27 protein-coding genes are annotated in these 25,174 nt (G+C 71.1%); 14 read left to right on the top strand and 13 right to left on the bottom strand.

The genetic code is table 11. The annotated features are described in order from the left end of the window. Nucleotides 1-103: 103 nt before the first annotated feature. Nucleotides 104-1,129: an alcohol dehydrogenase gene (locus MQN93_RS21940; RefSeq protein ID WP_242710912.1), complete on the top strand. Its 1,026-nt coding sequence runs from the start codon at nucleotides 104-106 to the stop codon at nucleotides 1,127-1,129. A 46-nt stretch (nucleotides 1,130-1,175) separates the two neighbouring features. Here MQN93_RS21940 and MQN93_RS21935 read toward each other — a convergent pair whose 3' ends face one another. Continuing rightward, the gene (locus MQN93_RS21935; RefSeq protein WP_242710911.1) at nucleotides 1,176-1,634 is read right to left on the bottom strand and encodes a pyridoxamine 5'-phosphate oxidase family protein; all 459 of its coding nucleotides are present in this window, start codon (nucleotides 1,632-1,634) and stop codon (nucleotides 1,176-1,178) included. A 181-nt stretch (nucleotides 1,635-1,815) separates the two neighbouring features. Here MQN93_RS21935 and MQN93_RS21930 point away from each other — a divergent pair, with 181 nt between their 5' ends. Then, entirely contained in the window at nucleotides 1,816-2,202 is a 387-nt protein-coding gene (locus MQN93_RS21930) for a VOC family protein (RefSeq protein ID WP_242710910.1), read from the top strand. A gap of 89 nt (nucleotides 2,203-2,291) precedes the next feature. Further along, nucleotides 2,292-3,380 (top strand): adenosine deaminase, encoded by a 1,089-nt coding sequence (locus tag MQN93_RS21925; protein ID WP_242710909.1) that lies wholly within the window; start codon nucleotides 2,292-2,294, stop codon nucleotides 3,378-3,380. Here MQN93_RS21925 and MQN93_RS21920 read toward each other — a convergent pair. Continuing rightward, the gene (locus tag MQN93_RS21920) at nucleotides 3,344-3,859 is read right to left on the bottom strand and encodes a mycothiol transferase (RefSeq protein WP_242710908.1); all 516 of its coding nucleotides are present in this window, start codon (nucleotides 3,857-3,859) and stop codon (nucleotides 3,344-3,346) included. The genes MQN93_RS21925 and MQN93_RS21920 overlap by 37 nt on opposite strands. 17 nt (nucleotides 3,860-3,876) lie before the next feature. Beyond that, entirely contained in the window at nucleotides 3,877-4,770 is an 894-nt protein-coding gene (locus tag MQN93_RS21915; protein ID WP_016433254.1) for a LysR family transcriptional regulator, read from the bottom strand. Between the two features lie 136 nt (nucleotides 4,771-4,906). On the opposite strand from MQN93_RS21915, the gene mgrA reads away from it, so the two are divergent. After that, nucleotides 4,907-5,899 carry an L-glyceraldehyde 3-phosphate reductase gene (mgrA, locus tag MQN93_RS21910; protein ID WP_242710907.1) on the top strand — a complete coding sequence of 331 codons (993 nt, stop codon included), beginning with the start codon at nucleotides 4,907-4,909 and terminating at the stop codon, nucleotides 5,897-5,899. Here the strand turns inward: mgrA and MQN93_RS21905 are convergent. Beyond that, nucleotides 5,889-6,875 carry an oxidoreductase gene (locus MQN93_RS21905; RefSeq protein ID WP_242710906.1) on the bottom strand — a complete coding sequence of 329 codons (987 nt, stop codon included), beginning with the start codon at nucleotides 6,873-6,875 and terminating at the stop codon, nucleotides 5,889-5,891. The two genes, mgrA and MQN93_RS21905, sit on opposite strands and share 11 nt — an antisense overlap. A gap of 101 nt (nucleotides 6,876-6,976) precedes the next feature. Here MQN93_RS21905 and MQN93_RS21900 point away from each other — a divergent pair, with 101 nt between their 5' ends. Then, complete coding sequence (locus MQN93_RS21900) at nucleotides 6,977-7,927, top strand: AraC family transcriptional regulator (RefSeq protein ID WP_242710905.1); 951 nt, start codon at nucleotides 6,977-6,979, stop codon at nucleotides 7,925-7,927. Here the strand turns inward: MQN93_RS21900 and MQN93_RS21895 are convergent. From MQN93_RS21895 to MQN93_RS21885, 3 genes are all read right to left on the bottom strand, one after another. Continuing rightward, entirely contained in the window at nucleotides 7,922-8,869 is a 948-nt protein-coding gene (locus MQN93_RS21895; RefSeq protein WP_242710904.1) for a LysR family transcriptional regulator, read from the bottom strand. The two genes, MQN93_RS21900 and MQN93_RS21895, sit on opposite strands and share 6 nt — an antisense overlap. 13 nt (nucleotides 8,870-8,882) lie before the next feature. After that, the gene (locus MQN93_RS21890) at nucleotides 8,883-9,899 is read right to left on the bottom strand and encodes a DMT family transporter (RefSeq protein ID WP_242710903.1); all 1,017 of its coding nucleotides are present in this window, start codon (nucleotides 9,897-9,899) and stop codon (nucleotides 8,883-8,885) included. A gap of 68 nt (nucleotides 9,900-9,967) precedes the next feature. Then, nucleotides 9,968-10,447, bottom strand: a complete 480-nt coding sequence (locus MQN93_RS21885; RefSeq protein ID WP_242710902.1) for a winged helix-turn-helix transcriptional regulator — start codon at nucleotides 10,445-10,447, stop codon at nucleotides 9,968-9,970. Nucleotides 10,448-10,538: 91 nt separating this feature from the next. Between MQN93_RS21885 and MQN93_RS21880 the strand changes: the two genes are divergently transcribed. Then, nucleotides 10,539-11,990 carry an MFS transporter gene (locus MQN93_RS21880; RefSeq protein WP_242710901.1) on the top strand — a complete coding sequence of 484 codons (1,452 nt, stop codon included), beginning with the start codon at nucleotides 10,539-10,541 and terminating at the stop codon, nucleotides 11,988-11,990. 156 nt (nucleotides 11,991-12,146) lie between these two features. On the opposite strand, the gene MQN93_RS21875 is transcribed toward MQN93_RS21880, so the two are convergent. Further along, complete coding sequence (locus tag MQN93_RS21875) at nucleotides 12,147-12,527, bottom strand: nuclear transport factor 2 family protein (protein ID WP_242710900.1); 381 nt, start codon at nucleotides 12,525-12,527, stop codon at nucleotides 12,147-12,149. A 346-nt stretch (nucleotides 12,528-12,873) separates the two neighbouring features. Between MQN93_RS21875 and MQN93_RS21870 the strand changes: the two genes are divergently transcribed. Genes MQN93_RS21870 through MQN93_RS21855 form a run of 4 tightly spaced genes read left to right on the top strand, consistent with a single transcriptional unit; the run spans nucleotide 12,874 to nucleotide 17,254 of the window. Beyond that, nucleotides 12,874-13,284: a hypothetical protein gene (locus tag MQN93_RS21870; RefSeq protein WP_242710899.1), complete on the top strand. Its 411-nt coding sequence runs from the start codon at nucleotides 12,874-12,876 to the stop codon at nucleotides 13,282-13,284. Between the two features lie 60 nt (nucleotides 13,285-13,344). Further along, the gene (locus tag MQN93_RS21865; RefSeq protein WP_242710898.1) at nucleotides 13,345-15,693 is read left to right on the top strand and encodes an ABC transporter ATP-binding protein/permease; all 2,349 of its coding nucleotides are present in this window, start codon (nucleotides 13,345-13,347) and stop codon (nucleotides 15,691-15,693) included. Nucleotides 15,694-15,732: 39 nt separating this feature from the next. Continuing rightward, nucleotides 15,733-16,278 carry a hypothetical protein gene (locus tag MQN93_RS21860; protein WP_242710897.1) on the top strand — a complete coding sequence of 182 codons (546 nt, stop codon included), beginning with the start codon at nucleotides 15,733-15,735 and terminating at the stop codon, nucleotides 16,276-16,278. Next, a complete protein-coding gene (locus tag MQN93_RS21855) occupies nucleotides 16,268-17,254 on the top strand; it encodes a serine/threonine-protein kinase (protein ID WP_242710896.1) in 987 nt (328 codons plus the stop codon). The genes MQN93_RS21860 and MQN93_RS21855 overlap by 11 nt, the downstream gene beginning before the upstream one ends. Here the strand turns inward: MQN93_RS21855 and MQN93_RS21850 are convergent. Next, entirely contained in the window at nucleotides 17,251-18,537 is a 1,287-nt protein-coding gene (locus tag MQN93_RS21850; protein ID WP_242710895.1) for a streptophobe family protein, read from the bottom strand. The genes MQN93_RS21855 and MQN93_RS21850 overlap by 4 nt on opposite strands. Nucleotides 18,538-18,713: 176 nt before the next feature. Between MQN93_RS21850 and MQN93_RS21845 the strand changes: the two genes are divergently transcribed. Beyond that, nucleotides 18,714-19,865 carry a DUF6777 domain-containing protein gene (locus MQN93_RS21845; protein WP_242710894.1) on the top strand — a complete coding sequence of 384 codons (1,152 nt, stop codon included), beginning with the start codon at nucleotides 18,714-18,716 and terminating at the stop codon, nucleotides 19,863-19,865. A gap of 105 nt (nucleotides 19,866-19,970) precedes the next feature. Beyond that, nucleotides 19,971-20,426, top strand: coding sequence for an ATP-binding protein (locus MQN93_RS21840; RefSeq protein ID WP_016433239.1), 456 nt, complete (start codon nucleotides 19,971-19,973; stop codon nucleotides 20,424-20,426). Nucleotides 20,427-20,481: 55 nt separating this feature from the next. Here the strand turns inward: MQN93_RS21840 and MQN93_RS21835 are convergent, their stop codons facing one another. Further along, nucleotides 20,482-21,369, bottom strand: coding sequence for an RNA polymerase sigma factor SigF (locus tag MQN93_RS21835; RefSeq protein WP_242711087.1), 888 nt, complete (start codon nucleotides 21,367-21,369; stop codon nucleotides 20,482-20,484). Between the two features lie 184 nt (nucleotides 21,370-21,553). Here MQN93_RS21835 and MQN93_RS21830 point away from each other — a divergent pair, with 184 nt between their 5' ends. After that, nucleotides 21,554-21,943, top strand: coding sequence for a helix-turn-helix domain-containing protein (locus MQN93_RS21830; protein ID WP_016433237.1), 390 nt, complete (start codon nucleotides 21,554-21,556; stop codon nucleotides 21,941-21,943). A gap of 39 nt (nucleotides 21,944-21,982) precedes the next feature. Here MQN93_RS21830 and MQN93_RS21825 read toward each other — a convergent pair whose 3' ends face one another. The 3 genes from MQN93_RS21825 to MQN93_RS21815 form a co-directional block, all read right to left on the bottom strand. Continuing rightward, a complete protein-coding gene (locus tag MQN93_RS21825; protein WP_016433236.1) occupies nucleotides 21,983-22,585 on the bottom strand; it encodes a ClpP family protease in 603 nt (200 codons plus the stop codon). A gap of 1 nt (nucleotide 22,586) precedes the next feature. Further along, complete coding sequence (locus tag MQN93_RS21820; protein WP_016433235.1) at nucleotides 22,587-23,225, bottom strand: ATP-dependent Clp protease proteolytic subunit; 639 nt, start codon at nucleotides 23,223-23,225, stop codon at nucleotides 22,587-22,589. A gap of 115 nt (nucleotides 23,226-23,340) precedes the next feature. Continuing rightward, nucleotides 23,341-24,552 (bottom strand): epoxide hydrolase family protein, encoded by a 1,212-nt coding sequence (locus MQN93_RS21815; protein WP_242710893.1) that lies wholly within the window; start codon nucleotides 24,550-24,552, stop codon nucleotides 23,341-23,343. Nucleotides 24,553-24,674: 122 nt separating this feature from the next. Between MQN93_RS21815 and MQN93_RS21810 the strand changes: the two genes are divergently transcribed. Beyond that, nucleotides 24,675-25,157, top strand: coding sequence for a VOC family protein (locus tag MQN93_RS21810; protein WP_242710892.1), 483 nt, complete (start codon nucleotides 24,675-24,677; stop codon nucleotides 25,155-25,157). Nucleotides 25,158-25,174: the final 17 nt, after the last annotated feature.

Raw genomic sequence — 25,174 nt, 5'->3', positions numbered from 1 at the left:
TACGTGGGTCGGTCGTGTCGACGTCGCGGCGTCTCGGCGCGCGCGACCCGGCTGCAGCTGGTGTGCTGGTTCAGGAGCATTCCGCACCCTTCGGGAGACGCAGATGAGTACCTACCGAGTCGCCCAGGTCGACACCGCCGGCGGACCCCTGCGGATCGTCGAGCGTGAAGTGCCGCGGCCGGGCCCGCGCCATGTGCGGATCGCCGTGGAGGCCTGCGGGATCTGCCACAGCGACGCCGCCTTCGTGAACGCCCTGCTGCCGGGAGTCCGCTTCCCTGTCGTGCCCGGACACGAGAACGCCGGGCGGATCGAGGAGCTCGGCGACGGCGCGGCGGACATGGGCTGGCAGGTCGGCGACCGGGTGGCCGTCGGCTGGTTCGGCGGCAGCTGCGGCCACTGCACCCGGTGCCGGCAGGGCGACTTCATCGTCTGCGACACCCTGAAGGTGCCCGGCTGGGCCTACGACGGCGGCTTCGCCGAGTCGATGATCGCGCCCGTCGACGCGCTGGCCCGCATTCCCGAAGCCCTCTCTGCGACCGACGCGGGCCCCATGGCCTGCGCGGGCGTCACCGTGTTCAACGGGATGCGGCGCAGCTCCGCACAGCCGGGCGACCTGGTCGCCGTGCTCGGCCTCGGCGGACTGGGCCACCTGGGCGTGCAGTACGCCGTCGCGATGGGCTTCGAGACCGTCGGCATCGCCCGCGGAGCCGACAAGGCCGACTTCGCCAAGCAGCTCGGCGCCCACCACTACATCGACAGCACCGCGGACACCCCCGTCGCGGAGGCGCTGCAGTCTCTCGGCGGCGCCAAGGTCGTCGTCGCCACCGCCAGCAACTCCGACGCCATCACCGCCGCCTTCGACGGACTGGCGCCCCGCGGCGAGCTGGTCGTCATCGGGGCCGACGCCCAACCGCTCGGCATCAACCCCAACCAGTTGCTGATGAGCGCCAGGGTCATCCGCGGCCACCCGTCCGGCACCGCCCAGGACGTGCAGGACACCATGGCCTTCAGCGCCCTGCACGGCATCCGTCCGATGACGGAGGTCGTGCCGCTGGAGCAGGTCGACGAGGCGTACCAGAAGATGCTCTCCGGCCGCGCCCGCTTCCGGATGGTCCTCACCAACCGCTGACGGACACCCACCCGGGCGGCCGAGCCGCGCCCCCCGGGTGGCCGCCTCACACCAGCCAGGCGCCGTCCTTCATGAGATGCCGCTTGGGCAGTTCGCGCTGCTCGTGCCAGGCCTGCACCGCGCGCGGACGGACCTGGAAGAAGGCGTACGACGCGCTGTCCCGCCGCGGATCCCAGCCCGTTTTGGCGAGGAACGCCTCGGCCGCCGCATCCGGCACCTCCTCAAGGCCCCAGGCCTCCACGTCGCCGTCGATGAGCACCACGTCACGGGTGTCCCCGAGCGCCAGCCGGGCCCGGCGCCCGGCGCTCAGATTGCGGCCGGTCGGATTGGTCGTCCGCGTCGCCAGCCACACGGACGCGTCGTGCCACACGAACCAGAGCGGAACCAGACACGGCAGACCGTCGACGTCCGCTGAGGCCACCCAGATGTCGATCTCCTCGTCCAGCCGGCGCAGGACGTCCTGTCTGCGCTGCCGGGGATCGCGCGGCGACGTGTCGATCTTCATGCCCGTGAACGCTAGCCGCCCGCAACGGTCCCGCGCGTCGGTCCGGGGCCCGGCTCCGGCTCGTACCCGGGACCTAGGACGAGCGATTCCGGCCGAGCCGTGCCCCGGGGCGCATCCGGCTGGCGCCCGAAGGGTTTTACGTATAACCTCTCCCGTCAATCGCCCCTCCCGGAAGGCCCCGATGAGACACGTCGCCCTGGTCACCCTCGTCGTCGACGACTACGACGAGGCGATCGGCTTCTACACCGAAGCCCTCGGCTTCCACCTCGTCGAGGACAGCCCGCGCCCCGACGGCTCCCGCTGGGTCGTCGTCGCGCCGGGCGATCAGGGCACCGCGCTGCTGCTCGCCCGGGCCAAGGGTGACGAGCAGCGCGCCCGGGTCGGCGACCAGACCGGCGGGCGCGTCGGGTTCTTCCTGCACACCGACGACTTCGCTCGCGATCACGCCCGGATGCTCGCCGCCGGCGTGACCTTCCTGGAGGAGCCGCGCCACGAGCCGTACGGCTCGGTCGCCGTCTTCCAAGACCTCTACGGCAATCGCTGGGACCTGCTCCAGCCCGCCGGCTGACCGCTCCTCCCGCCGCCCGGACCCGGTTCCCCGGGCCGGCGAAGACCAACCCCGTCCCCCAACCACCCCGCTCGACGAAAGACCCCGCCATGACCGCTACGCGCGTAGACGCCGATGTGATCCGCCGCCTCCCCAAGGCCGTCCTGCACGACCACCTCGACGGCGGCCTGCGCCCCGCCACCGTGGTGGAGCTCGCCGCAGCGGTCGGCCACGCCCTGCCCACCACCGATCCGGACGAGCTGGCCGCGTGGTACTTCGAGGCGGCCAACTCCGGTGACCTGGTCCGCTACATCGCCACCTTCGAGCACACCCTCGCGGTGATGCAGACCCGCGAGGGCCTGCTGCGCACCGCCGAGGAGTACGTCCTCGACCTGGCCGCGGACGGCGTGGTGTACGGCGAGGTGCGCTACGCCCCCGAGCTGATGCTGAACGGCGGGCTCACCCTGGCGGAGGTCGTCGAGACCGTCCAGGAAGGGCTCGGGGCGGGTATGGCGAAGGCGGCGGCCGCGGGCACGCCGGTCCGCGTCGGCACCCTGCTGTGCGGCATGCGGATGTTCGACAGCACGCGCGAGACCGCCGACCTCGCCGTCGCCTTCCGCGACGCCGGCGTCGTCGGCTTCGACATCGCGGGCGCCGAGGACGGCTTCCCGCCCGCCGACCACCTCGACGCCTTCGAGCACCTGCGCCGCGAGAGCGTGCCGTTCACCATCCACGCCGGCGAGGCCCACGGCCTGCCCAGCGTCCACCAGGCACTGCAGGTGTGCGGCGCCCAGCGCATCGGGCACGGCGTGCGCATCACGGACGACATCGTGGACGGCAAGCTCGGACGGCTCGCGGGCTGGGTCCGCGACCGCCGTGTCGCGCTGGAGATGTGCCCGACCTCCAACCTCCAGACGGGCGCGGCCACTTCGATCGCCGAGCACCCGATCACCGAGCTGAAGGACCTCGGCTTCCGGGTCACCCTCAACACCGACAACCGGCTGGTGTCGGGCACGACGATGACGCGTGAGATGTCCCTGCTGGTGGAGCAGGCGGGCTGGACGACCGAGGACCTGCGCACGGTCACAGTGAACGCCGTGAAGAGCGCGTTCATCCCGTTCGGCGAGCGCAGGGCCCTCATCGAGGACGTCGTCCTGCCGGGCTACGAAGCCGCGCTCTGCAGCAGTCCCCGTACATAGGCGGCCTGTCCGACGTGCTGGTGATCGTCGGACAGGACACTGACCAGCCGTACGCCCAGGGTGACCGGCGGGTCCCAGCGCTCGTCGACCACGCGCTCCAGATCCTTGGCGGCGAGATCGCGCAGCGCGCCGAGCGTCTGCTCGTGGACGGCGTCGTAATAGCCGGTCAGCAGGGTGCCGGAGTCGACCCGCACCTTGCCGACCTTGGTGGAGCTGTGGCCGTAGCCGGTGTCCCGGGGCGGCATATCCAGGCCGAAGCGCTTGTGCCAGTCCTGCGTGAGCCAGACCTGGTCAAGCCCGAAGGCATCGGCGATGTGGTCGTCCTGGACGCGGGTGAGGTGCCAGATGAGCCAGCTGATGGAGTTGGCGTCGTGCGAGGGGCGGGCGTTGAGCACGTCCGGTTCGAGTCCCTCGACGGCGGAGTGGACTTCTTCCTGGATGCGGTTGAACGCGTCGATGAGGATGTCCTTGGCATGCATCCATCCACCATCGCGCATTACGGCGCCTCGTGCGTCCCCTGTTGGAGAAGCGACATCAGCGCCCGGGCCGCCGGACTGGTCGCCTGCGGCGGCGGCAGCAGGGCCACAGTCTCGTAGACGGTCTCGCCGGTGCCCTTCACGGGCAGCGCGCTGAGCGACTCGCGCTTGTGCCGGAAGTGCCGGGGCACGACGGCGATGCCGAGGTTCTCGTCGACCAGGTCCAGCAGACTGTGCACGTCGTTGACCTCCAGCGCGACGGTGCGCCGCACGCCGGCCTCGGCGAAGGCCGCGTCCGTGGTGCGGCGCGGTCCCCAGTCCGGATGGAAGTCCACGAACACCTCACCGCCGAGGTCGTCCGGCGTGACCGCCGCACCGCCGGTCGCCAGCCGGTGGGAGGGGTGGCACAGCACGGTCATCGGCTCGCCGGTCAGCGAGACCGAGCGCAGCTGGTCGGTGTCGGCCTGCGTGCGGTAGGCGAAGGCGAGGTCCAGGCGCCCGGCCGCGACCTCCTCCGCGAGCGCGCCCGAGCCCTCCTGCCGCAGCCGGATCTCCACGTCCGGGTGCATCCGACGGAAGGCGGCGAGCAGCCCCGCCACATGGACTCCCGCGATGCACTGCTCGGTGCCGAGAGACAGCGTCCCGCGCAGGACGCCCTGCACGGCGGCGACCGCCTCGTGCGCCGAGCGCACCTGCGCCAGGATCCGTTCCGCCTCGCCCAGCAGCGCCCGCCCGGCCTCCGTGAGCGTGACCCGGCGGGTGGTGCGCACGAAGAGCGGGGTCTGCAACTCCCGCTCCAGCGCGCGGATCGAGGCCGACAGCCCCGACTGGGACACCATCAGCCGTTCCGCTGCCCGGGTGAAGTGCTGGTCCTCGGCGACCGCGACGAAGTGCTGAAGATGACGAAGTTCCACGATTGAGAAGCCTAGCCGCTGAGTTCCATCGCATTCTCCTGTTGGACCACTGGCCGCAGGTCGCGCGAGAGTGGGTACCGGTTTCCCGGCAGTTCCCGGAACCGGAATCTCGTGTGCCAACCCCTCTGGAGTCGCGTTGTACACCGCACACCCCGACCGTTACGCGGACATGCCCTACCGGCGCACCGGACGCAGCGGCCTGAGGCTCCCCGCGATCTCGCTCGGCCTCTGGCACAACTTCGGTCCCGACCGTCCGGTCGAGACCCAGCGGGCCATCTTGCGCCGCGCCTTCGACCTCGGCGTCACCCACTTCGACCTGGCCAACAACTACGGCCCGCCGCCCGGCGCCGCCGAGTCCGCCCTCGGCGAGGCCCTGAAGGCGGACTTCACCGGCCACCGCGACGAGCTGGTCATCTCCACCAAGGCCGGCTACCGGATGTGGCCCGGGCCGTACGGCGAGTTCGGCTCCCGCAAGTACCTGCTGTCCTCGCTGGACCAGAGCCTTAAGCGGATGGGCCTGGACTACGTGGACATCTTCTACTCCCACCGCCACGACCCGGACACTCCCCTGGAGGAGACGATGGGCGCCCTGCACTCGGCGGTGCAGCAGGGCAAGGCGCTCTACGTCGGCGTCTCCAACTACTCGGCGGAGCAGACCCGCGAGGCCGCCCGCATCCTCGACGAGCTGGGCACCCCGCTGCTGATCCACCAGCCGCGCTACTCGATGCTCGACCGCCGCCCGGAGACCGAGGGCCTCCTGGACGCCCTCGACGAGCTGCAGGTCGGCTCGATCGTGTACTCCCCGCTGGAGCAGGGCCTGCTCTCCTCCCGCTACCTCGACGGCATCCCGGAGGGTTCGCGGGCGGCGAGCGACAGTCCCTTCCTGAACTCGGACGCGGTCACCGAGGAACTGGTGGGCAGGCTGCGGGCCCTCGACGACCTGGCCAAGGGCCGCGGTCAGACCCTGGCCCAGCTGGCCCTGGCCTGGGCGCTGCGCGGCGGCCGGGTGACCTCGGCGCTGGTCGGTGCGAGCAGCGCGCAGCAGATCGAGGACAGCGTCGCGGCCACCCGCAACCTGGACTTCGACGCCGACGAGCTGGCCCGCATCGACGAGATCGTCACCGTGTGAGCAGTCGTTCGCTGACCTCCCAGAGGCGGGCCGCCGCCTCTGGGTCGACGGCGTAGGGCAGCACACCGGGGGTCTCGGCCCCGGCACGCCAGGCGGCCTCCTCCTCGGCCGACACGAGGGGGCTGACGTCGCAGTTCTCGCAGTAGACCCCGCCCATACCGGCGAGCCGCGCGCTGGTGGCGCACCAGACGCTGGTGGCCGCTCCCTGCGGGATCGTCTTCAGCTGCCGGGAGGGGTCGCGGACGGTCCGTCCCTCGGCGTCCACGGCCCCGGCCGCGCGGAAGGCCTCGGCGGGCAGATGCTTGGCGAGATTGGTGTCGATGATGGTGCCCGGGTGCACGGAGAAGGCCCGGATGCCCTCGGTCCGCCCGCGCCGGTCCAGCTCCACGGCGAACAGCGCGTTGGCGGTCTTCGACTGGCCGTAGGCGAGGAACGGTTCGTAGGTCCGGTGCTCGAAGTGCAGGTCGTCGAAGTCGACGTCGCCGAACCGGATGCCCCGCGAGGACACCGACACGACGCGCGCGCCGTCGGCCGCGACGAGCGCCGGCCACAGGCGCTTCACCAGCTGGAAGTGGCCCAGGTGGTTGGTGGCGAACTGCGTCTCGTAGCCGCGGGCGTCGCGGGTCAGCGGGGTCGCCATGATGCCGGCGCTGTTGACCAGGATGTGCAGCGGGCGCCCGGAGGCCAGGAACTTCTCCGCGAAGGCGTCGATCGACGCCGGGTCCAGCAGGTCCATGTACTCGACCTCGGCACCGGGCACATCCTTCAGCGCGTCCTGTGCGCGTTCGAGGTCGCGCGCCGGTACGACGACCTCGGCGCCCGCCGAGCGCAGGACGCGGGCCGTCTCCAGGCCGATGCCGGAGTAGCCGCCGGTGACGACGGCGACCTTGCCGGTCAGGTTGATGCCCTTGATCACCTCCTCGGCGGTGCTCGCGGCGCCGAAGCCGGAGGGCAGGGGATGCTGTGCGGTGGTCATGGTGGGTAACTCCTCTGAATGAGCCGTCCACGCCACCGTAGGTCCGCGATTCCGTACGATGAATACTTGAGAATCCGCATTACTTGCGTGATAGTTCGAGCATGTCCGCGGATCCCCTCTCCGACGCCCTGGCCGTCGCCGATGCCCGCAGCGTGTTCTCCGGCGGCTTCACGGCCGGCGGGTCCTGGGCGATCCGGTTGCGCGGACGCGACAGGCTCAAGGTCAACGCGGTGGTGCGGGGCGGCTGTCTGCTCGTCCGCGAGGACGGCGGGGAGCCGCTGAAGCTGTCCGAGGGCGACGTCGTCGTCTCCGACGGCCGGCAGGCGTACGTGATGTGCAGCGAACCCGGCCCCGAGCCGGTCGACTCGGCCGACGTCGCCGTGGACCCCGAGACCGGCATGGCACGGCTCGGCGGGGGAGAGGTCGAGGACGTCATGTGCGTCTCCGGGCACATCGACCTGAGCCGGGACAGCGGCGAGCTGCTGCGCCGGGCGCTGCCCGAGATGATCCATGTGCGCGCCGACGCGGCCGAGGCACCCGCGCTGCGCTGGCTGATCGGGCAGCTGACCGAGGAGATGCAACCGCACCGCGCCGGTGGGGAGTTCGCCTCGGACCAGCTCGCCCAGCTCGTGTTCGTCCAGGTGCTGCGGGTCTGTCTCACCGAGGCCGACGGGCTGCCCGCGGGCTGGCTGCGCGCCCTCGCCGACGCCCGGCTCGCCCCCGCCCTGCGTCTGATGCACGGCGACCCGGCGCACCCCTGGCAGCTGGAGGAGCTGGCCGGGGCCGCCGCGATGTCCCGCACCACCTTCGCCGTACGGTTCAAGGAGGCGGCCGGAGTGCCGCCCCTGTCCTACCTGATGAACTGGCGGATGAGCCTGGCCGCCCGAGCCCTGCGCCAGGACACGACCCCCGTCGCCTCCCTCGCCCGCTCCGTTGGCTACACCTCGGAGAGCGCCTTCAGCAACGCCTTCAAGCGGGCGATGGGTGTTGCGCCGCGGCGTTACAGGGAGGCGGCCAGGACCGAGGAACGTGACGCTCGGCTGCGGTCATGAGTCCGCTGTCGGCGGCGACCCGTGCCGGGCTGCTGCCTGTTCGAGGAGAGAGCGGAATTGGTGTACGTCCGGGTTGCGCGCCGTGCCGGGGCGAACGACGGTGCAGATGGTGCGGGCGACCGGTGCGAGCAGGGGGTGCAGGCTGACGCCGTCATGAGGTTCGGGGACGGCGAGGCGAGGGGCCAGGGCGACGCCGGCATGTGCGGCGACGAGGGTCAGCAGTACTGAGAAGTCGCTGCTGCGGACCCGGATGTCAGGTACGAACCCGGCTGCTCCGCAGGCCCGTTGGATCATCTCGTAGCAGGAGGTGTCGGGGCCCGGCGTGAGCCATGGGTCGTCGGCGAGCCGGGCGAGGTCGGCGGGCTGACCGGGTGAGAGGCCGAGGCTGCGGGCCCGTTCCGGGTGCACGCACAGCACCACCGGATCCTCCATGAGGAACTCCTGCTGACTGTGGTGCGGGAAGTTCCGGGGCAGCACCGTGTAGCTGTGGGCCACGACCACGTCGGTCCGGTGTTTCCGCAGGGCCTCCAGCGCCTGGTCCGGTTCCTGCTCGTCCAGCCGGAGGGTCAGCGTGGGTGCCGTCCCGTCCTCGTGCCGGGAGAGCGCCCGGTACACGTGGGGCAGCAAGGTGCGTGCGACCGAGGCGAAAGCAGCCACGCGCAGCACCCCGTGGTGCCCGCCCTTGAGCGCGGCGAGATCGGACTCCGCGGCGGCGAGGTCGCCGAGGATCACCTCGGCGTGCGCCACGAGGAGTTCTCCGGCGGGGGTCAGACACAGCGTGCGTCCCCGCTTCTCGACCACCGGCACGCCGGCCTCGCGTTCCAGCACGGCCAGTTGCTGTGACACAGCCGGGCCGGTCAGGTGCAGCGCATCGGCTGTCGCCGCGATCGTCCCGTAGGCCGCCAGGTGCTGCAGCATCCGCAGCCGTCGCACATCGAGCATGAAGAGCACCTCATCAGTGGTGTCGCGGAGACGTCCGCGCGAGGGAGCCGGTGGGCCTGCGATCCTCACGACCGCTCGTGCTCCCCGTCGCGTCCGTGCATGTGTCGTCGCGCGCGGAGCCGGACGCCGACAGGGGGACCGCCTCAACGTCTGTCCCGGGTTCTTCGGCCCTGCGGCGATTGATCAGGACGACCCCGGCCACGGTGATCGCGCCCCCGGCCAGTTCGAGCGGAAGAGGTCGCTCACCCAGCCATACGAACGAAACCACGAGGGCCACGGGCGGGACCAGGTACAGAGCCGCCGTGGAAGCCGCCAGAGGCAGACGGGCGACCGCGTACCCCCAGATGACGAAGCCGAGCGCGGAAGGCAGCAGCCCCAGGAACACGGCGGACCACAGCGCGTCTGCCGGGGCGCCGACCGTCGCGCTCACCGCGCGGGGTGCGAGGGGCAGGGCGAAGAGGGTGCCAGCGACCATCGCGTAGGTCGCCACCTCCAGTCCGCTGTAGTGCTTCAGCAGCGGCTTGCTGGCGAAGTGGTACACGCCCTGGACGACGGCGGCGGCCAGCACCACCAGCGAGGCCGGGCTGAAACCGGAGTACCCCTCGGCCAGGGTCACGACCGCGGTGCCCGCGATGGCGATCAGGCTGCCGAGGACGACATTGCGGGTCGGACGCTCGGACAGGAACACACTGCCCAAGAGGACGCTGAACACCGGAGCGATCGCGATCAACAGGCTCGCCGTGCCTGCCTCGACATGCACCTCCCCCCAGTTCAGCAGCACCTGGTATGCGGTCATGCCGGTCAGTCCGCACAGTCCGATCAGCGGCAGGTCCCGCTTGCGCGGCAGGCGTACGCCGGCGAACGGAGCCATGGCCAGCAGGGCGACGGCCGCGACGGCGAGCCGCAGGAAGGACAGCGCGACCAGGCCGAGCCCCGCCACGCCCACACGGATGGCGGGGAAGGCGCAGGCCCACAGCAGGACGGTGCCCGCGAGGGCGAGGAACCGGGGGGATGCGGATCGCTTCTTCACCTCTCCAACGTGACAGCCGTGAGGCAAAAGATCCATTTAGTAGTTTTTTGCAGACCGCACACTTTTCCTTACGGTGTGCTGGGACCCTCCAGCGTCCAGCCGTCGGCGGTCACCTCGAGCTCGACGTCGTCCCGATCGGCTGCCTCGCCGCAGTGTGCGCACACGGCACGCGGGGTGAACTCGTGATCGTGGTGGCGCAGTCGCATCGAGGGGGACGTCGTGATCCAGCGGTCTCCCCAGCGCAGCAGTTCGCGCAGGACGCCGACCAGGTCACGGCCCGCGTCCGTGAGGTAGTAGCCCTCGTGGCGAGGTTCGTCGGGCAGCGGACGGCGTTCCATCACCCCGGCCGAGACCAGGCCCTTCAAACGGGCGGACAGGCGGTCGGTGGGGGCGCCGGTGTTCTTGGCGATCTGCCGGAAGCGGTGGTTGCCGAACGTGACCTCGCGGATGGCGAGCAGCGCCCATCGGTCGCCGACCACCTGAAGGGAGGCAGCGATCGAACAGGGCCGCCCGGGCACCTCACCGGGATCGATGCGTTGTGTCGTCACGCCGACCAGTATCCGCCCTGTGCTTTGAATCCCAAAGCTGAAGACGTCATCACGGTTTGAATATCAAAGCACGCCATGCTTCCCTGTCCGCATGACACGGTCGGTATGGTTTTCAAAGCAGCGCACCGCCTCGGTGGTGATCCTGCTCGCGGTCTTCATGACGAATCTGGATCTGTGGATCGTCAACGTGGCCCTGCCCGCCATGGGCGAGGCGTTCGCGCCGCCCCACGGGCACGGCGCGACCCTCAACTCCCTGTCCTGGGTGCTCAATGCCTACGCCATCGCCCTGGCCGCGCTTCTGGTGGTCGCGGGCCGTACCGGTGACCGCATAGGACCGCGGCCCGTGTTCCTGGCCGGGGTGACCCTCTTCACCCTCGCCTCGCTCGCGTGCGCCCTGGCCCCCGACCTGTGGACGCTCGTCGCGGCGCGGGCCGTGCAGGCGGCAGGGGCCGCGGCCCAACTGCCCAGCTCGCTGGCTCTCCTGCTGGCGACCGTGCCCGTCGAGGGGCGCACGCGTGCCACCCGCAACTGGGCTGCCGTCGGCGGGCTCGCGGCAGCTGCGGGTCCCGTGGCCGGGGGGCTGCTGGTTCAGGTCGACTGGCGCTGGGTGTTCGTGATCAACGTACCCATCGGCATCGCCACCGCCGTGGTCGGCCTCCGCGTCCTGCCGCACGCGGTACGGCGGGAGCAGGGGCGTCTGCCGGACCTGCTCGGCGCACTGCTCGTCACCGTCGCCGTCGCTGCCCTCTCCGGAGCCCTTGTGCAGGCGCCCGACTGGGGGTGGTTGAGTGCCGGAACCCTCACCCTGTTCGCCGTCACGCTGGTCACCGCGACCGCTTTCACGTTCCGCTCGCTGCACCACAGCCACCCCTTGTTCGAGCTGCGTCTGCTGCGGCTGCCGGGGTTCGGTACCGCGAGCCTGGGCACGTTCGTCTTCGGTGTGGCCTTCGCCATCATGCTGCTGTCCAACGTCCTGTGGTGCCAGGAGGTCTGGCACTGGAGCGCCCTGCGCACCGGCGTCGCCATGGTGCCGGGGCCGGCCCTGGTCCCGGTCGTCACGCTGCTCACGGCGCGCGCCGCGCAGCGTCTCGGTCACGGGCCGTTGATCACCGCGGGCGGCCTGCTGTTCGCCGCGGCGATGGTCTGGCGGGCCTGCTTCGCCTCCCTGACCCCCGACTACATGCTCGATCTGCTGCCCAGCCAGCTGCTCAGCGGTGTGGGCGTCGGACTGACCATCGGCACGCTGATGGCCGCGGGCGTCAGCTCCCTGCCGGCGCACCGCTCCGCCACCGGATCGGCCCTGGTCAACTCCGTGCGTCAGATGTCCGCCACCGTGGGCATCGCCGTCCTGGTCGCCATCCTCGGCTCGCATGTCGGCCCGGCCCAGCGCCAGGACTTCCGCGCGGCCTGGCTGGCCGCCGCCGCTCTCGGTCTGGCGTGCACCCTGATCGGCATACGCCTGACCCGCAGCGCCGGCGAGCGAGCGATACCGCGAAAGGGTGCCGCGGTTGCCCCGGCGGCGACCCCGGCCGACTCGCGCTGAGGAGAGCCATCGACGACAGGGGCCCTGCCGAAGGGGCCCTGCCGAGCGACGTCGTGGCGAGTGCCTTTGGTGACATGTCGACTTCACGGAAGCCGCCCGCGGTGACCGGATCCTGATGCGACCACCGCGGGCGACTCCCGTGAGGACTCGCGGCCCTCAGGCCCCGGCCGGCACCCGGTCCAGAAAGCCGAGTACGTTCCTGATGCGGCCGTCGGCGTCCAGGGTGATCACGTCGAAGCCCGCCACGGGGGCCGAGCCGTCCTCGGCGACCAGTTCCCAGGAGAAGCGTGCCGTGTCGTGGTGGCCGTCCACGGCGCCGCTCGGGCGGAAGACGAAACCCGGGAACTGCTCGTGGGCCGCGGTGATCACGGCCGCGATCTGCTCGTGCCCGGTGACGTCGGCGAGCGGGTCGGTATAGGTGCCGTCCGCGGTCCAGGCGGCCGCGACCGCCTTCGTCAGTTCCTCGGACCCGCCGGCGTTCCAGGCCTCGAAGTAACGGGCGACGGCGTTCTCGTAACGGTCGGTGTTCGCAGACATGGCGGATCAGCCTCCATCGAGGTGGTCGGTGCTGGTCAGGACCCGGATGCGCGCTTCGGCGACCCGGTACGGCAACCATGCCCGGCCGCGCCCGGCGCCGTCGATTACCCCTCGGGTAATGGCGGTGGCTGCAGGATTTCGGCCAACACCCCCTGTGAATATGCCAGGAGAGTGGCCGGAAAGTCGTGGTGACAGTGTTTCAGTAGTGAACATACTCAACAGTCAAGGGACTTCACGCGGAGCGAAGGCGCGATCACTCACAGCGCATGAGTGTGCAGGAGTTGCACCCGGGCCGCATCGAAAGCGAGGACAGCCGACAGTCGAACGATCAGCGGGGGAGAGAAACGTGCACGACGAGTTCTTATGCCACGTAACGGCCTACGGCACCTGCGGAGGCGAGCGCATCGGAGTGCCACTGGGCACCTACCGCGCCCCGACCCTCGCCCTCGCCCTGTGGTGGCTGCGCGACCGTGCGATCTGGATCGCCGACCGACTCGACCCGCAGCCGGAGGCGGAGCACTTCCCGCCCGGCTCGCTCGTCCCCGTCGCCGACGACGTCCCCGATGTGCCCGCCGTCCTTCGATCATGGTGCGGCGATGTCGCCCAACAGGAGCTGGTCGGCGAGCAGTTGGCCGCCGGGCGCCTGGTGCGGATCGCGACGTGCGACGAGACGACCGAGTACGAACTGCTGGCGGAGTCTGTCGACGCCCTCCGTATGCAGCGCACCGTCCCGGCCCTCGTCCTGCCGGTGGGCTGAGCCCCGGCGCCACCTGTCGCGGCCGGGCGCAGATGTCGACGAATCGGTAGAATCCTGGACATGGCAGACCGGCCTGTCGCGCCGACTGCGCCCGAACTCGTCGTGGAGACCGAGGCGGGCTCCACGGTGATGAGCCCGGGTCGCGACTACCACGTGGGACGCGACCCGTTGAGCGACATCGTCCTCGACGACAAGCGGGTCTCCTGGCACCACGCCGTCCTGCGGACCGACTCCGACCACTGGACCCTCGAGGACGAGAACAGCACCAACGGCACCTTCGCGGACGGCCGCCGCATCACCGCCTGGGGCGTCGGCCCCGGCAGCGTCATCCACTTCGGCAGCCCCTCCGACGGCCCGTGCGCCGTCCTGACCAGCCGCCCGGCGCCCGCCCCCGAGCGCCCCTCGGCGGTCGCGGCGGTGTCCATGCCCGGCCTGACCGCCACGTTCCGCCGCCCCACGAGCGTACGGCCGCTGCCCGCCCGCACGATCCGCATCGGGCGGGCCGCCGACAACGACCTCGTCGTGGACGACCTGCTCGCCTCCCGCCGGCACGCCGAGCTGCGCGCCCTGCCCGACGGGACGTACGAGATCGCCGACCTGGGCAGTCACAACGGCACGTTCCTCAACGGCTCGCCCGTCACCGTCGCGCCCGTGGGTCCCGGCGACATCGTCGGCATCGGCCACTCGGCGTTCTGCCTCGTCGGCGACCAGCTGCAGGAGTACGTCGACACCGGCGAGGTCTCCCTCGACGTACAGGACCTCACCGTGGTCGTCGACCGCGGCCGCAAGACCCTGCTCGACCATGTGTCGTTCCCTGTGGGGGAGAAGTGCCTGCTCGCGGTCGTCGGACCGAGCGGCGCCGGAAAGTCCACCCTGCTGAACGCACTCACCGGCCAGCGGCCCGCCGACCACGGCACGGTGCTCTACGACGGCCGGGACCTCTACCGCGACTACGCCGAGCTGCGCCAGCGCATCGGACTGGTCCCGCAGGACGACATCCTGCACGCCCAGCTGACCGTCCGCAGCGCCCTGTCCTACGCCGCCGAGCTGCGCTTCCCGCAGGACACCGCGAAGGCCGAGCGGCGGGCCCGGGTCGACGAGGTCATCCGTGAACTCGGCCTCGAACAGCGCGCCGGCCAGCCGGTGCACAGCCTCTCCGGCGGCCAGCGCAAGCGGGTCAGCGTGGCCCTGGAACTGCTGACCAAGCCCTCGCTGCTCTTCCTCGACGAGCCGACCTCGGGTTTGGACCCCGGCATGGACCGCTCGGTGATGCACATGCTGCGCGGCCTCGCCGACGACGGCCGCACGGTCGTCGTGGTCACCCACAGCGTCCTGAGCCTCGACGTGTGCGACCGGCTCCTGGTGCTCGCACCCGGCGGCACGATCGCCTACTACGGCCCGCCCGACGACGCCCTCGCCTTCTTCGGCTTCGAGCACTGGCCTGAGGCCTTCGAGTCCTTCGAACGGGATCGCGACCGCGACTGGGCGGGCGACTTCCGATACTCGCCCTTCCACCGCCACTACGTCACCGAGGCGTCGGCGCAGCCCCGCGTGCCCGACTCCGGTCCACTCGTCGTCACCCCGCCGCCCCGGCCGCGCAGCCGCGGCGCCCAACTCGGCACGCTGATACGCCGGTACACCGCCGCGCTCAGCGCCGACCGCACCTTCCTCGCCATCATGATCGCCCTGCCGTTCGTGATGGGCGCGATGGCCCGGGCCCTGGCCGGCAGCAAGCTGACTCAGGCGACCGCGATGAACGCGCTGCTCATCCTGTGCGTCGGCGGAGTCCTGACCGGCGCGGCCAACGCCGTGCGCGAACTCGTCAAGGAACGCACCATCTACCGGCGCGAGCGCGCCGTGGGTCTGTCCAGATCGGCGTACCTGATGTCGAAGGTCGTCGTCCTGGGCACGATCACCGTCCTGCAGGCCGTGGTGCTCACCCTGGTGGCCCTCCTGGGCGTCGATCTCAACGCGCCCGACGACGAAGGCGTGTTGATGCCGCCCCTTGTCGAAATCACCGTCGCCGTGGCCCTGTTGGCGTTCACCGCGATGATGCTCGGTCTGCTGGTCTCCGCGCTGGTGCGCAAGGAAGAGGTGACGATGCCGCTGCTGGTGCTGCTGGCCATCGTCCAAGTCGTCTTCTGCGGCGCCCTGTTGAAGCTGCACGGCGTGCCGGGACTGGAACAGCTGTCGTGGCTCGTGCCCTCGCGGTGGGCGCTCGGCGCGATGGCGGGCACGGTCGGGCTGGCGCGGATCGTGCCGGGCGACCTGACCGGAGATCCGCTGTTCGAGCACTCCGCCGGCATATGGCTGCTCGACATCGCCATGCTGCTGGTCCTCTCGGCGCTCTTCGGATTCCTGGTCTCACGGCTGCTGCGCCGGCGCGAGCCCGTCGTGATGCGGAAATAGCCGTGATGCGGAAACAGGCGTCGGAACTAGGAGCGGGCGATGACGACCGAAGGCTTCAGGCCCACGCACGTGGTGCCCCAGCACGGCATGCCGGCCTGGGAGGAGCCCGATCCCGCCCGCGCCACCGTCCCGCTGGACCCGCTGCTGCCCGTCCGGCTGGTCGAACGACGCGGTGAATGGGCGCAGGTCCTGTGCTCCAACGGCTGGTCGGCGTGGGTCGACGGCCGCCATCTGGTCGCCGTACCGCAGGACCCGCCCGCCACCGGCGGACCCCAGGACCGCACCGCCGACCCGCGCCCCCTGCTCGCCCGCGCCGAACAGACCCTGGCGCGCTACCGGGCCGCGGTCGAGGAGCGCGCCCGCGGCGGGCTCGACGGAGAGTCCTTCCACGGCCGTACGCGAGGACTGCGCATCGGGGTCGTCGTCGACGGCGAGAACATGTGGCTGTACGACGGCGAGCAGGGCCGATGGGTGTACGGCGACGGCACACGCCTGAGCACCTGCGCCACCGACGACGAGCCGCGCGCGGCGACCGCGCAGCCCGGCCACGCGCCCACCCAGGTCGTGACCCCCGATGGCCCATGACACCGGCCTCTTCTCGGGCCGGCCCTCCGAACTGATCGGCAGACAGATCGCGGGCTACCGCATCGAGCGCGAGATCGGCCGCGGCGGCATGGCCGTCGTCTACCGCGCCCGGGACCTGCGCCTGGAGCGCACGGTCGCCCTCAAGCTGCTCGCCCCGGAACTCGCCCGCAACGACACCTTCCGGCTGCGCTTCACCCATGAGTCCCGGGCGGCCGCCGCGATCGACCACCCGCACATCGTGCCGGTCTTCGAGGCGGGCGAGACGGACGGCATCCTCTACATCGCCATGCGCTACGTCGAGGGCCGCGATCTGCGCCATCTGCTCGACCGGCGCGGCCCGCTCGCCTTCGCCGTCACGCTGCGGATCGCCGCGCAGATCGCCTCCGCGCTCGACGCGGCCCATGAACACGGGCTGGTGCACCGTGACGTGAAGCCGGGCAACATCCTGGTCGCCCGCGGCACCGACAGCGACCACCCCGAGCACGCCTACCTCACCGACTTCGGCCTGACCAAGAAGTCGCTCTCCCTGACCGGCTTCACCTCCGTCGGCCAGTTCGTCGGCACCCTCGACTACGTGGCCCCGGAACAGATCGCCGGCCGGCCCGTCGACGGGCGCTGCGACGTCTACGGATTCGCGTGCGTCGTCTACGAGTGCCTGACCGGCCGCCCGCCCTTCCGGCGCGACGACGACATGGCCCTGCTGTGGGCCCACCAGTACGACCAGCCACCCCCACCGACGGAACTCCGCCCCGACCTGGCCCCCGAGACGGACGCGGTCTTCGCCAAGGCCCTGGCCAAGACCCCCGAAGATCGCCACCCCTCCTGCCGCACCTTCATCACAGCCCTCCGCACCACCACTGTCCCCCCACCCCTGGAGCACCCACCCACAGAGGTCGACCTACGCCCCCCGACCGGCGACAACCCACTAAAACCACCACCCCGCTGGGCGGCGCCGGTGTTCCGTGACCGGAGCTAGTGCGGTCCGCCTGCCCGTGTCGAGGGTGCCGACTCCCGCCGCCGTAGCGCCCGCGCCGGCAGTGCGCCGAGAAGGCCCGTCACCAGCCCCCACAGAACAGCGATCCCCAGGGCTGACCACAGGTCCGGCTTCAGGAACAGTTCGCCGGACAGGTCGCCCCCCAGGTCTCCAATGCCGAGCAGCGAGAGTCCGTAGTGGGCGGAGATCCGGCCCACCAGGCAGATCATGAGGATCGTCAGGGCGAGGGCGGCGGCCATGTGCAGGGCGTGTCGCCAGGGCGGTGTGCGGGCCGGGGAGCGGGCCGCCATGAGGAAGGCCGCGCCCAGCAGCAGCACCGCGTCGGCCGCCACGAGCCACCACACCCGTCCGTCGTGCTCGGCGAGCGTGTGCAGGTTGAGGGTGGCGACGTCCTCGGTGCGCAGCACCTCGTCCAGGACGTGGGGCATCGGCAGGCCGAAGGGCCCGTGCACCCTGCCGTGCCAGGTGGCACCGAGGCCGAGCGTGAGCGCGAGCCAGACCAGGTTCGGCATGCCCAGCAGGATCACCGCGAGGGTCTCTGCGGCATGACCACGCGTCGCCGCCGTGATCAGGGCGATCACGACACCGAGGACGACGAACGCCAGCAGCAGGACGACCATGGCGTACGCGGCGGGCCGTACCGACTCCTGGAAGCGCAGCAGCCGCCCCGGCAACGGCGCCCCGCGCGACACCAGCAGCGCCAGCACCAGCACACCGGCCGGCCACAGCACACCGAAGACCAGCGTCAGCGGTACGTCGGTCGTGAACCCCACCTTCGGCGACAGGCCGAACACGTCACCGAGGTCGCCGAGGGTCCCGTCGCCGAGGGACACGGCGAAGGTCTGGCGGGCGCCGAAGGCCAGCCCGAGGAGTGCGAGCAGCCACAGCACCGCGATCCTGGCGGCCCATCCGGCCAGTTCCGGCCCCCCGGCCACCGCTCGATGCCGTAGCGGACGCAGGAAGCCGGAGCCGAGGACGAGCGCCCCGACCAGCGTGACCGACAGCGGCATCACGGTCAGCCCGGCCGCGGACTCGGCCAGCGCGCCGGCGTTCCCGGAGAGCTCGACCGTCCCGCCGACGGCCGTGACCACCGTCGCCACCACGACCCGTAGAAACGCGCCGTCGGGAAGATCCCCCGCCCCGGCCGCCAGCAGTCCCAGAGCGGCCACCACCGACATGGCGACCAGGGCCGCCAGTACCGCCAGGAGGGCCTGCACCCAGCCATGGCGGGCGACGACCGGGGTGGAGGCGGTTCGCGGGCTCACCCTCGTCACGCTAAGCAGCGCCCGCGCACTCCGCCCGCCGGGAGAGCCGTCCGCGTCGGCTTGCGGGCGGCACCGGATCGGAACACACAATAGGGTCATCAGGTGATGAAGTGGACTTCATCAGAACGGCCTGAATCGGGGCAGACCGCGGAACACTCCTCCCGGGAGCAGTGCTCTTGAGCGTCGAACCGCCGTCCTCCGGCCGCCCCACAGGACCGCCCTCCGGTCCGCTCTCGGGCCCCTCCGAACCACCCTCGGGCCCGCCCTCGCAACCACCGGGCAGCAGCGGAGGCACACCGTCGCCCCCACCCCGCAGGCCCTGGTGGAAGTCCGCGCCGCGCCTCGCCGCGCTCACCGCCGCGGTGGTCGCCGCCGTGGTCCTGGCCGTCGTCCTGTCCCGCTCCGACGGCGGCTCGGGCCGCGGAGGCGAGCTCTTCGCACAGGCCGCGGACAAGACCGGCCCCGACCCGTTCACGGAGTCGACGGCCGAGGACAGCTCCGTCCCTCCCGCCACCCTGTCCGCCTCCCCGGCCACCGGCTCGGCGTCCGCGAACGTGGTGCGGCGCGTCGACGGCGGGGCGCCCGGTCTGTACGGCGGCAGCCGCAACGTCTCCAGCTGCAACGTGGAGAAGCAGATCAAGGCCCTGGGAGCGGACCCGGCGAAGAACCGCGCGTTCGCCTCGGTCGAAGGCGTCGCCCCCTCCCGCGTCCCCGCCTATCTGCGCTCCCTCACACCGGTGCAGCTGCGCATGGACACCCGGATCACCAATCACGGCTACCGCAACGGCGCCGCCACCACCTATCAGGCGGTTCTGCAGACGGGCACCGCCGTCCTCGTCGACGGCCGCGGCATCCCGCGGGTGCGCTGCACCTGCGGCAACCCGCTGACCCCGCCCGTGGCGCTGACGAGCACGCCGAGGCTCAGGGGGGACAGCTGGCCGTCGTACCGCTCCTCGAACATGATCACGGTCACCCCCGCACCGGAGACGATCGACGTGTTCGTCCTCTACGACGCCGACCACGGCACCTGGATCGCCCGGCACCGGGGTGACTCAGGGCGCCACGACAGCAGGACGCATCCGCCTGCGAAGCCCTCTCCGTCGGTGAGCGTGTCCACGCCCACGGCACCGTCCTCCTCGTCCTCCCCGTCCGCCTGCGCCTCCTCGCCCGGCGCCGACCAGGGCGCGACCCCCTGCCCGCAGACGACGTCGACCGCCCCGTCCTCCTCGGCTCCGAGCTCCGAGCCGCCCTCCGAGCCGCCCTCCGATGAACCCGTCACGAGCCCGCCCGCGTCGCCCGAGACGTCCGCCGCATCACCGGCGCCCTGAGCGGAAGGGGACACATCGACCCGGATGGGGGACTGCCGGACGCGGCTCGGGGTACGAGCATGATGCAGCAGCGTCCGGCGCAGCCGGCTTCCGAGAGAGACATGCATGATCGACAACGCGGGCGGGGCAGTGATACCGACTGGTTTCGACGTGCCCGTCGAACCGCTGAGGCGGGCGGCACACTACACCGGGGAACCGGGATGCATCGCGGAGGCACGCGCCCTGGCCTCGGCTTTCGTGGATCAGCTCAGGACCGAGTGGTGCGCCGAGATCGAGGACCGGGCCCTCGAGGAGGTGATGCTGGTGGTCAGCGAGCTGGTCACCAACGCGGACCGGCACAGCAACGGCCCGTACATCCTGGAACTCGAAGGCACCGACACCACGGTGTCCGTCTGCGTCTACGACAGCAGCGCCGCCCTGCCGCGCCGCTTCCCGAAGGACCCCGAGCGCGTCGGCCGGCACGGCCTGGAGATCGTCCACGCGCTGGCGAAAAGAGTCACCGTGGAGCGGGTGCCCGTCGGCAAGCGGGTCTGTGCCGTGCTGGAGCTGGCCGACGAGTGACCGCCCGGGGCGCCTGCGCCCACGGCCCCGGCGGTCACCCGTGTGTGCCCGCCCCTCAGGCGCAGCCCAGCTCGCCCAGCATCCCCTCGCGCAGCCGCGTGATGATCCGCTTGATCAGCCGGGACACATGCATCTGGGAGCAGCCGAGTCGCTCACCGATCTCCGCCTGCGTGGCCTCCTCCACGAACCGCATGTGGATGATCTGCCGGTCACGCTCGTCCAGCTCCGCCATCAGCGGAGCGAGTGAATGGAAGTCCTCGACGAGCCGCAGCCCGTCCTCCTCCACGCCGATGAAGTCGGCGAGCACCGACTCGCCGCTCTCCGCACCGTCACCGGTGAGCGCGGCGTCCAGGGACGAGGAGTTGTAGCCGTTGGAGGCGATCTGCCCCTCGATCACCTCGTTCTCGGAGAGGTTCATCAAAGTGGCGAGCTCGGCGACGGTGGGCTCCCGGTCCAGCCGGCTGGACAGCTCCTCGCGCGCCTTGGCCAGCTCGACCCGCAGCTCCTGCAGCCGGCGCGGCACGTGCACCGCCCAGGTGGTGTCACGGAAGAAGCGCTTGATCTCGCCCACGATGTAGGGCAGCGCGAACGAGGTAAACTCGACCTCACGGGACAGGTCGAACCGGTCGATGGCCTTGATCAGGCCGATCGTGCCGGTCTGGACGATGTCCTCCATGTCGTCGCCGCGCCCCCGGAACCGTCCGGCGGCGAACCGCACCAGCGAGATGTTCATCTCGATCAGCGTGTTGCGTGCGTACTGGTACTCGTGCGTGCCTTCCTCGAGTTCGGAAAGGCGCTGGAAGAACTGACGGGACAGCTCGCGCGCGTCACGCGGCGCCACCGCTCGTGGCTCCTCGATCCCCGGCAGTGCTCCCTCACCCGCGCTGGTCCTGCCGGTCTCCTCGACGACCTTGGTCTCCGACCGTTCCACGGCGGTGTCCATTCCCTCTCCCACGAAGTCACGGATCGACATCTGTCTTTGTTATCGAGTGTCCTTGTTGTCGAGTCCTGCTGCGGGGGCGAGTACCCCGACTCCGCCGGGGCATGCCCGGCACACCTCACGTGATTCCACTCAGGGCGGAATGCCGATCTCTTCCCATCGCGGCGACAAAATCTAGGCTGGGAGGGTGAGCAGCCAAGCGCCGAACGAAGCCCGAGTCATCGAGCTGCGCCCCTCGCAGGGTGCGCGCCCCGCCCCCGCGCCGCCGCCCAGGGAACCCCTGTGGCGGGACCTGGTCGGTGATGTGCTGCGGCGCGAGCGCCTCGCCCAGGAGCGTACCCTGAAGGACGTGGCCGACGAGGCCCGCATCTCGATGCCCTACCTCTCCGAGGTGGAGCGGGGCCGCAAGGAGGCCTCGTCGGAGGTCCTCGCGGCCGCCGCCCACGCTCTCGGTCTCGGCCTCGGCGACCTGCTGTCGCTGGCACAGGGCGAACTCACCCGGGTCACCAGCCGGTCGGCCCAGCACAGCCGGACCGCGCCCGCCGCCCCGTACAACGGCCTCTGCCTGGCCGCCTGACGGCGCTGCGCGCACCGCGTCCCGGCCCCGGCCGGCGTCTCAGACCGCCACGAGACGCCGGCTCAGCACCTCGTCGGCCAGGCCGTACGCCACGGCCTCCTCGGCGGTGAACACCTTGTCGCGGTCCATGTCCGCGCGCAGCGTCCCGGTGTCGTGGTGGGTGTGCCGCGCCAGCACCTCCTCGACCTGGGAGCGGATCCGCACCATCTCCTTGGCCTGCAGGGTGAGATCGGAGACGGTGCCCTGACGGCCGCCGCTGGCCGGCTGTCCGAGCAGCACACGCGCGTGCTCCAGCACGAACCGCCGCCCCGGATCGCCGCCGGCCAGCAGCACGGCCGCGGTGGAGGCCGCCTGGCCCACGCAGAACGTGGAGATCGGCGCCTGCACGAACGTCATCGTGTCGTAGATCGCCATCAGGGAAGTGAACGAGCCGCCCGGGGAGTTGATGTAGATCGAGACCTCCTGGTCGGGCGCCGCGGACTCCAGGTGGAGGAGCTGCGCGATGACGACGTTGGCCACGCCGTCGTCGATCTCGGTGCCGAGGAAGATGATCCGCTCGGACAGCAGCCGGCTGAAGACGTCCGAGGAGCGCTCGCCGTGTGCGGTCCGCTCGACGACGTACGGAATCGTGTAGTTCCCCATGTCACAGCCCCATCCGTCGCTTCGAGGCGGTCGGGCGGACGTCCGCGAGGGACTCCACGACCCGGTCCACCATGCCGTACTCCCTGGCCTCCTCGGCCGTGAACCAGCGGTCGCGGTCGCCGTCGCGCGAGATGGTCTCCGGGCTCTGGCCCGTGTGCTCGGCGGTGAGCTGCTCGATGGTCCGCTTGGTGTGCTCCAGGTTGTCGGCCTGGATCTCGATGTCCGCGGTGGTGCCGCCGATCCCCGCGGACGGCTGGTGCATCATGATCCGCGCGTTCGGCAGCGCGTACCGCTTGCCCGCCGTGCCCACGCTGAGCAGGAACTGGCCCATGCTGGCCGCGAAGCCCATGGCGAGGGTGGAGACGTCGTTGGGGATCAGCCGCATGGTGTCGTAGATCGCGAGTCCCGCGTGCACCGAACCGCCGGGGCTGTTGATGTACAGGCTGATGTCGGTGCGCGGGTCCTCCGCGGAGAGCAGCAGCAGCTGCGCGCAGACCCGGTTCGCGGAGACCTCGTCGACCTGGGTGCCGAGGAGCACGATGCGCTGACCGAGCAGCTGGGCCGCGAGATGGTCGTCGAACCGGCTGGGCGGGGTGTCGCCCTCCTCCGCGCGGGGCGAGAAGGCGGTGAGTGGAGTCATGGTCTCTCCTGTCGAGCGTCGGGCGGTGTTGCCCTCGACTCCACTCTTGACCTCGGGCGACGCGAAAAGCCGCGTTATCTGCCCGGGGCAGATTCGCCGAGGGCAGAGCCCGCGTTCACCCCTTCTCGCGCAGCTGCCGGAAGAACGCCCGGACGTCCCCCACCAGCAGGTCGGGCGCCTCCATCGCGGGGAAGTGCCCGCCGCGTTCGAACTCCGTCCACCGCACCAGGTTCTCGGTCCGCTCCGCCTTGTGCCGCAGCGCGACCTGGGGTTCGGCCGGGAACAGCGCGAGCGCGGTGGGCGCGGCCGACGGCTCGGTCTGCAGGGCGACGCGGCCGGTGGCATGGGCACGCTCGTAGTAGATGCGGCCCGCGGAACCCGCGGTGCCGGTCAGCCAGTACAGCATCACGTTGGTGAGCATCCGGTCCCGGTCGACGGCCTCCTCGGGCAGCAGCTGCGAGTCCGTCCACTCCCGGAACTTCTCGACGATCCAGGCGAGTTGACCGACGGGCGAGTCCGTCAGCGCGTACGCCAGGGTCTGCGGCCGGGTCGCCTGCTGGACGGCGTATCCGGTGCTCTCGCGCGACCACTCGCGCCAGCGCTGCCAGGACAGCAGCGCCCGCTCCTGCTCCTCCGTGCCCAGCTCGTCCAGTTCGTCCTGCGTCGGCTCACTCGCCTGCTGAGCGCCCGGCAGCAGGTTGAGGTGGACGCCGATCACCCGGTCGGGATGCGCGCGCCCCAGCTCGCGGGAGATCGCGGCGCCCCAGTCGCCGCCCTGCGCCCCGAACCGCTCGTATCCGAGCCGCCGCATCAGCTCGGCCCAGGCGTCTGCGACCCGGCCCGCCTCCCAGCCGGTGTCCGCCGGGGGTCCGGACAGTCCGAACCCGGGGATGCTCGGTACGACGACATGGAAGGCGTCGGCCGCCTCGCCGCCGTGCGCGACGGGATCGGTGAGCGGACCGACCACGTCCAGGAACTCGACGATCGAGCCGGGCCAGCCGTGGGTGATGATCAGCGGGGTGGCGTCCGGTTCGGGGGAGCGGACGTGGGCGAAGTGCACGGTGGAGCCGTCGATGGTGGTGGTGAACTGCGGCCACGCGTTGAGCTGTGCCTCGGCGGCGCGCCAGTCGTAGGCGTGGCGCCAGTGGTGCGCCAGCTCCCGCAGATAGTCGGCCGGTACGCCGTAGGCCCAGCCGGTGCCGGGCAGCTCGTCCGGCCAGCGGGTGCGGTCGAGGCGTTCGTGCAGGTCGTGGAGGGCGCTCTGCGGGATGTCGAGGCGGAACGGCCGGATCGTGTCCGGGCCCGTGTTCGTGGGGGATGACGTCATGTGCGGAGCCTAGATCGGGGCCGGGGCGGGGCCCCATGGATTAATCGGCCGCTCACCGATGAGTTCCGAGCCGGGGACCGGTCGACAGAGGTGAACGCGTTTCCCCACCAGGAGGTGCCCCCATGACCACCGGCGGTTTCACCACATGTCTCTGGTTCGACGGCCAGGCCGAGGAGGCCGCGCACTACTACGTCTCGATCTTCAAGAACTCCAGCGTCGACCGCGTCGGCCGCAACGTCGAGGGGGGAGCGGGCCCGGCCGGCTCCGTGCTGGCCGTGGAGTTCACGGCCAACGGCCAGAAGTTCGTCGCGCTGAACGGCGGACCGCAGTTCACGTTCAACGAGTCGGTCTCCTTCCAGATCTTCTGCAAGGACCAGGAGGAGATCGACTACTACTGGACCAAGCTCACCGAGGGCGGCGGCGAGCCCGGCCCCTGCGGCTGGCTCAAGGACAAGTACGGCCTGTCCTGGCAGGTCGTACCGGACAAACTGATCGACATGATCAGCGACGCGGACCAGGAGAAGGCCGCGCGCACCACCAAGGCGTTCATGGCGATGGGCAAGTTCGACATCGCCGCCCTGGAGCGGGCCTACGCGGGCGAGTGACCGCCTGCGGTCCCTGT

Origin of the sequence: Streptomyces spinosisporus (assembly GCF_022698145.1) — a bacterium.
Lineage (GTDB): Bacteria > Actinomycetota > Actinomycetes > Streptomycetales > Streptomycetaceae > Streptomyces > Streptomyces spinosisporus.
This window is presented reverse-complemented; position numbering and strand designations above follow the sequence as displayed.

Coding starts and splice junctions, on each gene's coding strand:
- MQN93_RS21940 (WP_242710912.1), top strand. CDS start 104: ATGAGTACCTACCGAGTCGCCCAGGTCGACACCGCCGGCGGACCCCTG.
- MQN93_RS21935 (WP_242710911.1), bottom strand. CDS start 1,634: ATGAAGATCGACACGTCGCCGCGCGATCCCCGGCAGCGCAGACAGGAC.
- MQN93_RS21930 (WP_242710910.1), top strand. CDS start 1,816: ATGAGACACGTCGCCCTGGTCACCCTCGTCGTCGACGACTACGACGAG.
- MQN93_RS21925 (WP_242710909.1), top strand. CDS start 2,292: ATGACCGCTACGCGCGTAGACGCCGATGTGATCCGCCGCCTCCCCAAG.
- MQN93_RS21920 (WP_242710908.1), bottom strand. CDS start 3,859: ATGCATGCCAAGGACATCCTCATCGACGCGTTCAACCGCATCCAGGAA.
- MQN93_RS21905 (WP_242710906.1), bottom strand. CDS start 6,875: ATGACCACCGCACAGCATCCCCTGCCCTCCGGCTTCGGCGCCGCGAGC.
- MQN93_RS21900 (WP_242710905.1), top strand. CDS start 6,977: ATGTCCGCGGATCCCCTCTCCGACGCCCTGGCCGTCGCCGATGCCCGC.
- MQN93_RS21895 (WP_242710904.1), bottom strand. CDS start 8,869: ATGCTCGATGTGCGACGGCTGCGGATGCTGCAGCACCTGGCGGCCTAC.
- MQN93_RS21880 (WP_242710901.1), top strand. CDS start 10,539: ATGACACGGTCGGTATGGTTTTCAAAGCAGCGCACCGCCTCGGTGGTG.
- MQN93_RS21875 (WP_242710900.1), bottom strand. CDS start 12,527: ATGTCTGCGAACACCGACCGTTACGAGAACGCCGTCGCCCGTTACTTC.
- MQN93_RS21865 (WP_242710898.1), top strand. CDS start 13,345: ATGGCAGACCGGCCTGTCGCGCCGACTGCGCCCGAACTCGTCGTGGAG.
- MQN93_RS21860 (WP_242710897.1), top strand. CDS start 15,733: ATGACGACCGAAGGCTTCAGGCCCACGCACGTGGTGCCCCAGCACGGC.
- MQN93_RS21855 (WP_242710896.1), top strand. CDS start 16,268: ATGGCCCATGACACCGGCCTCTTCTCGGGCCGGCCCTCCGAACTGATC.
- MQN93_RS21840 (WP_016433239.1), top strand. CDS start 19,971: ATGATCGACAACGCGGGCGGGGCAGTGATACCGACTGGTTTCGACGTG.
- MQN93_RS21835 (WP_242711087.1), bottom strand. CDS start 21,369: ATGGACACCGCCGTGGAACGGTCGGAGACCAAGGTCGTCGAGGAGACC.
- MQN93_RS21825 (WP_016433236.1), bottom strand. CDS start 22,585: ATGGGGAACTACACGATTCCGTACGTCGTCGAGCGGACCGCACACGGC.
- MQN93_RS21820 (WP_016433235.1), bottom strand. CDS start 23,225: ATGACTCCACTCACCGCCTTCTCGCCCCGCGCGGAGGAGGGCGACACC.
- MQN93_RS21815 (WP_242710893.1), bottom strand. CDS start 24,552: ATGACGTCATCCCCCACGAACACGGGCCCGGACACGATCCGGCCGTTC.
- MQN93_RS21810 (WP_242710892.1), top strand. CDS start 24,675: ATGACCACCGGCGGTTTCACCACATGTCTCTGGTTCGACGGCCAGGCC.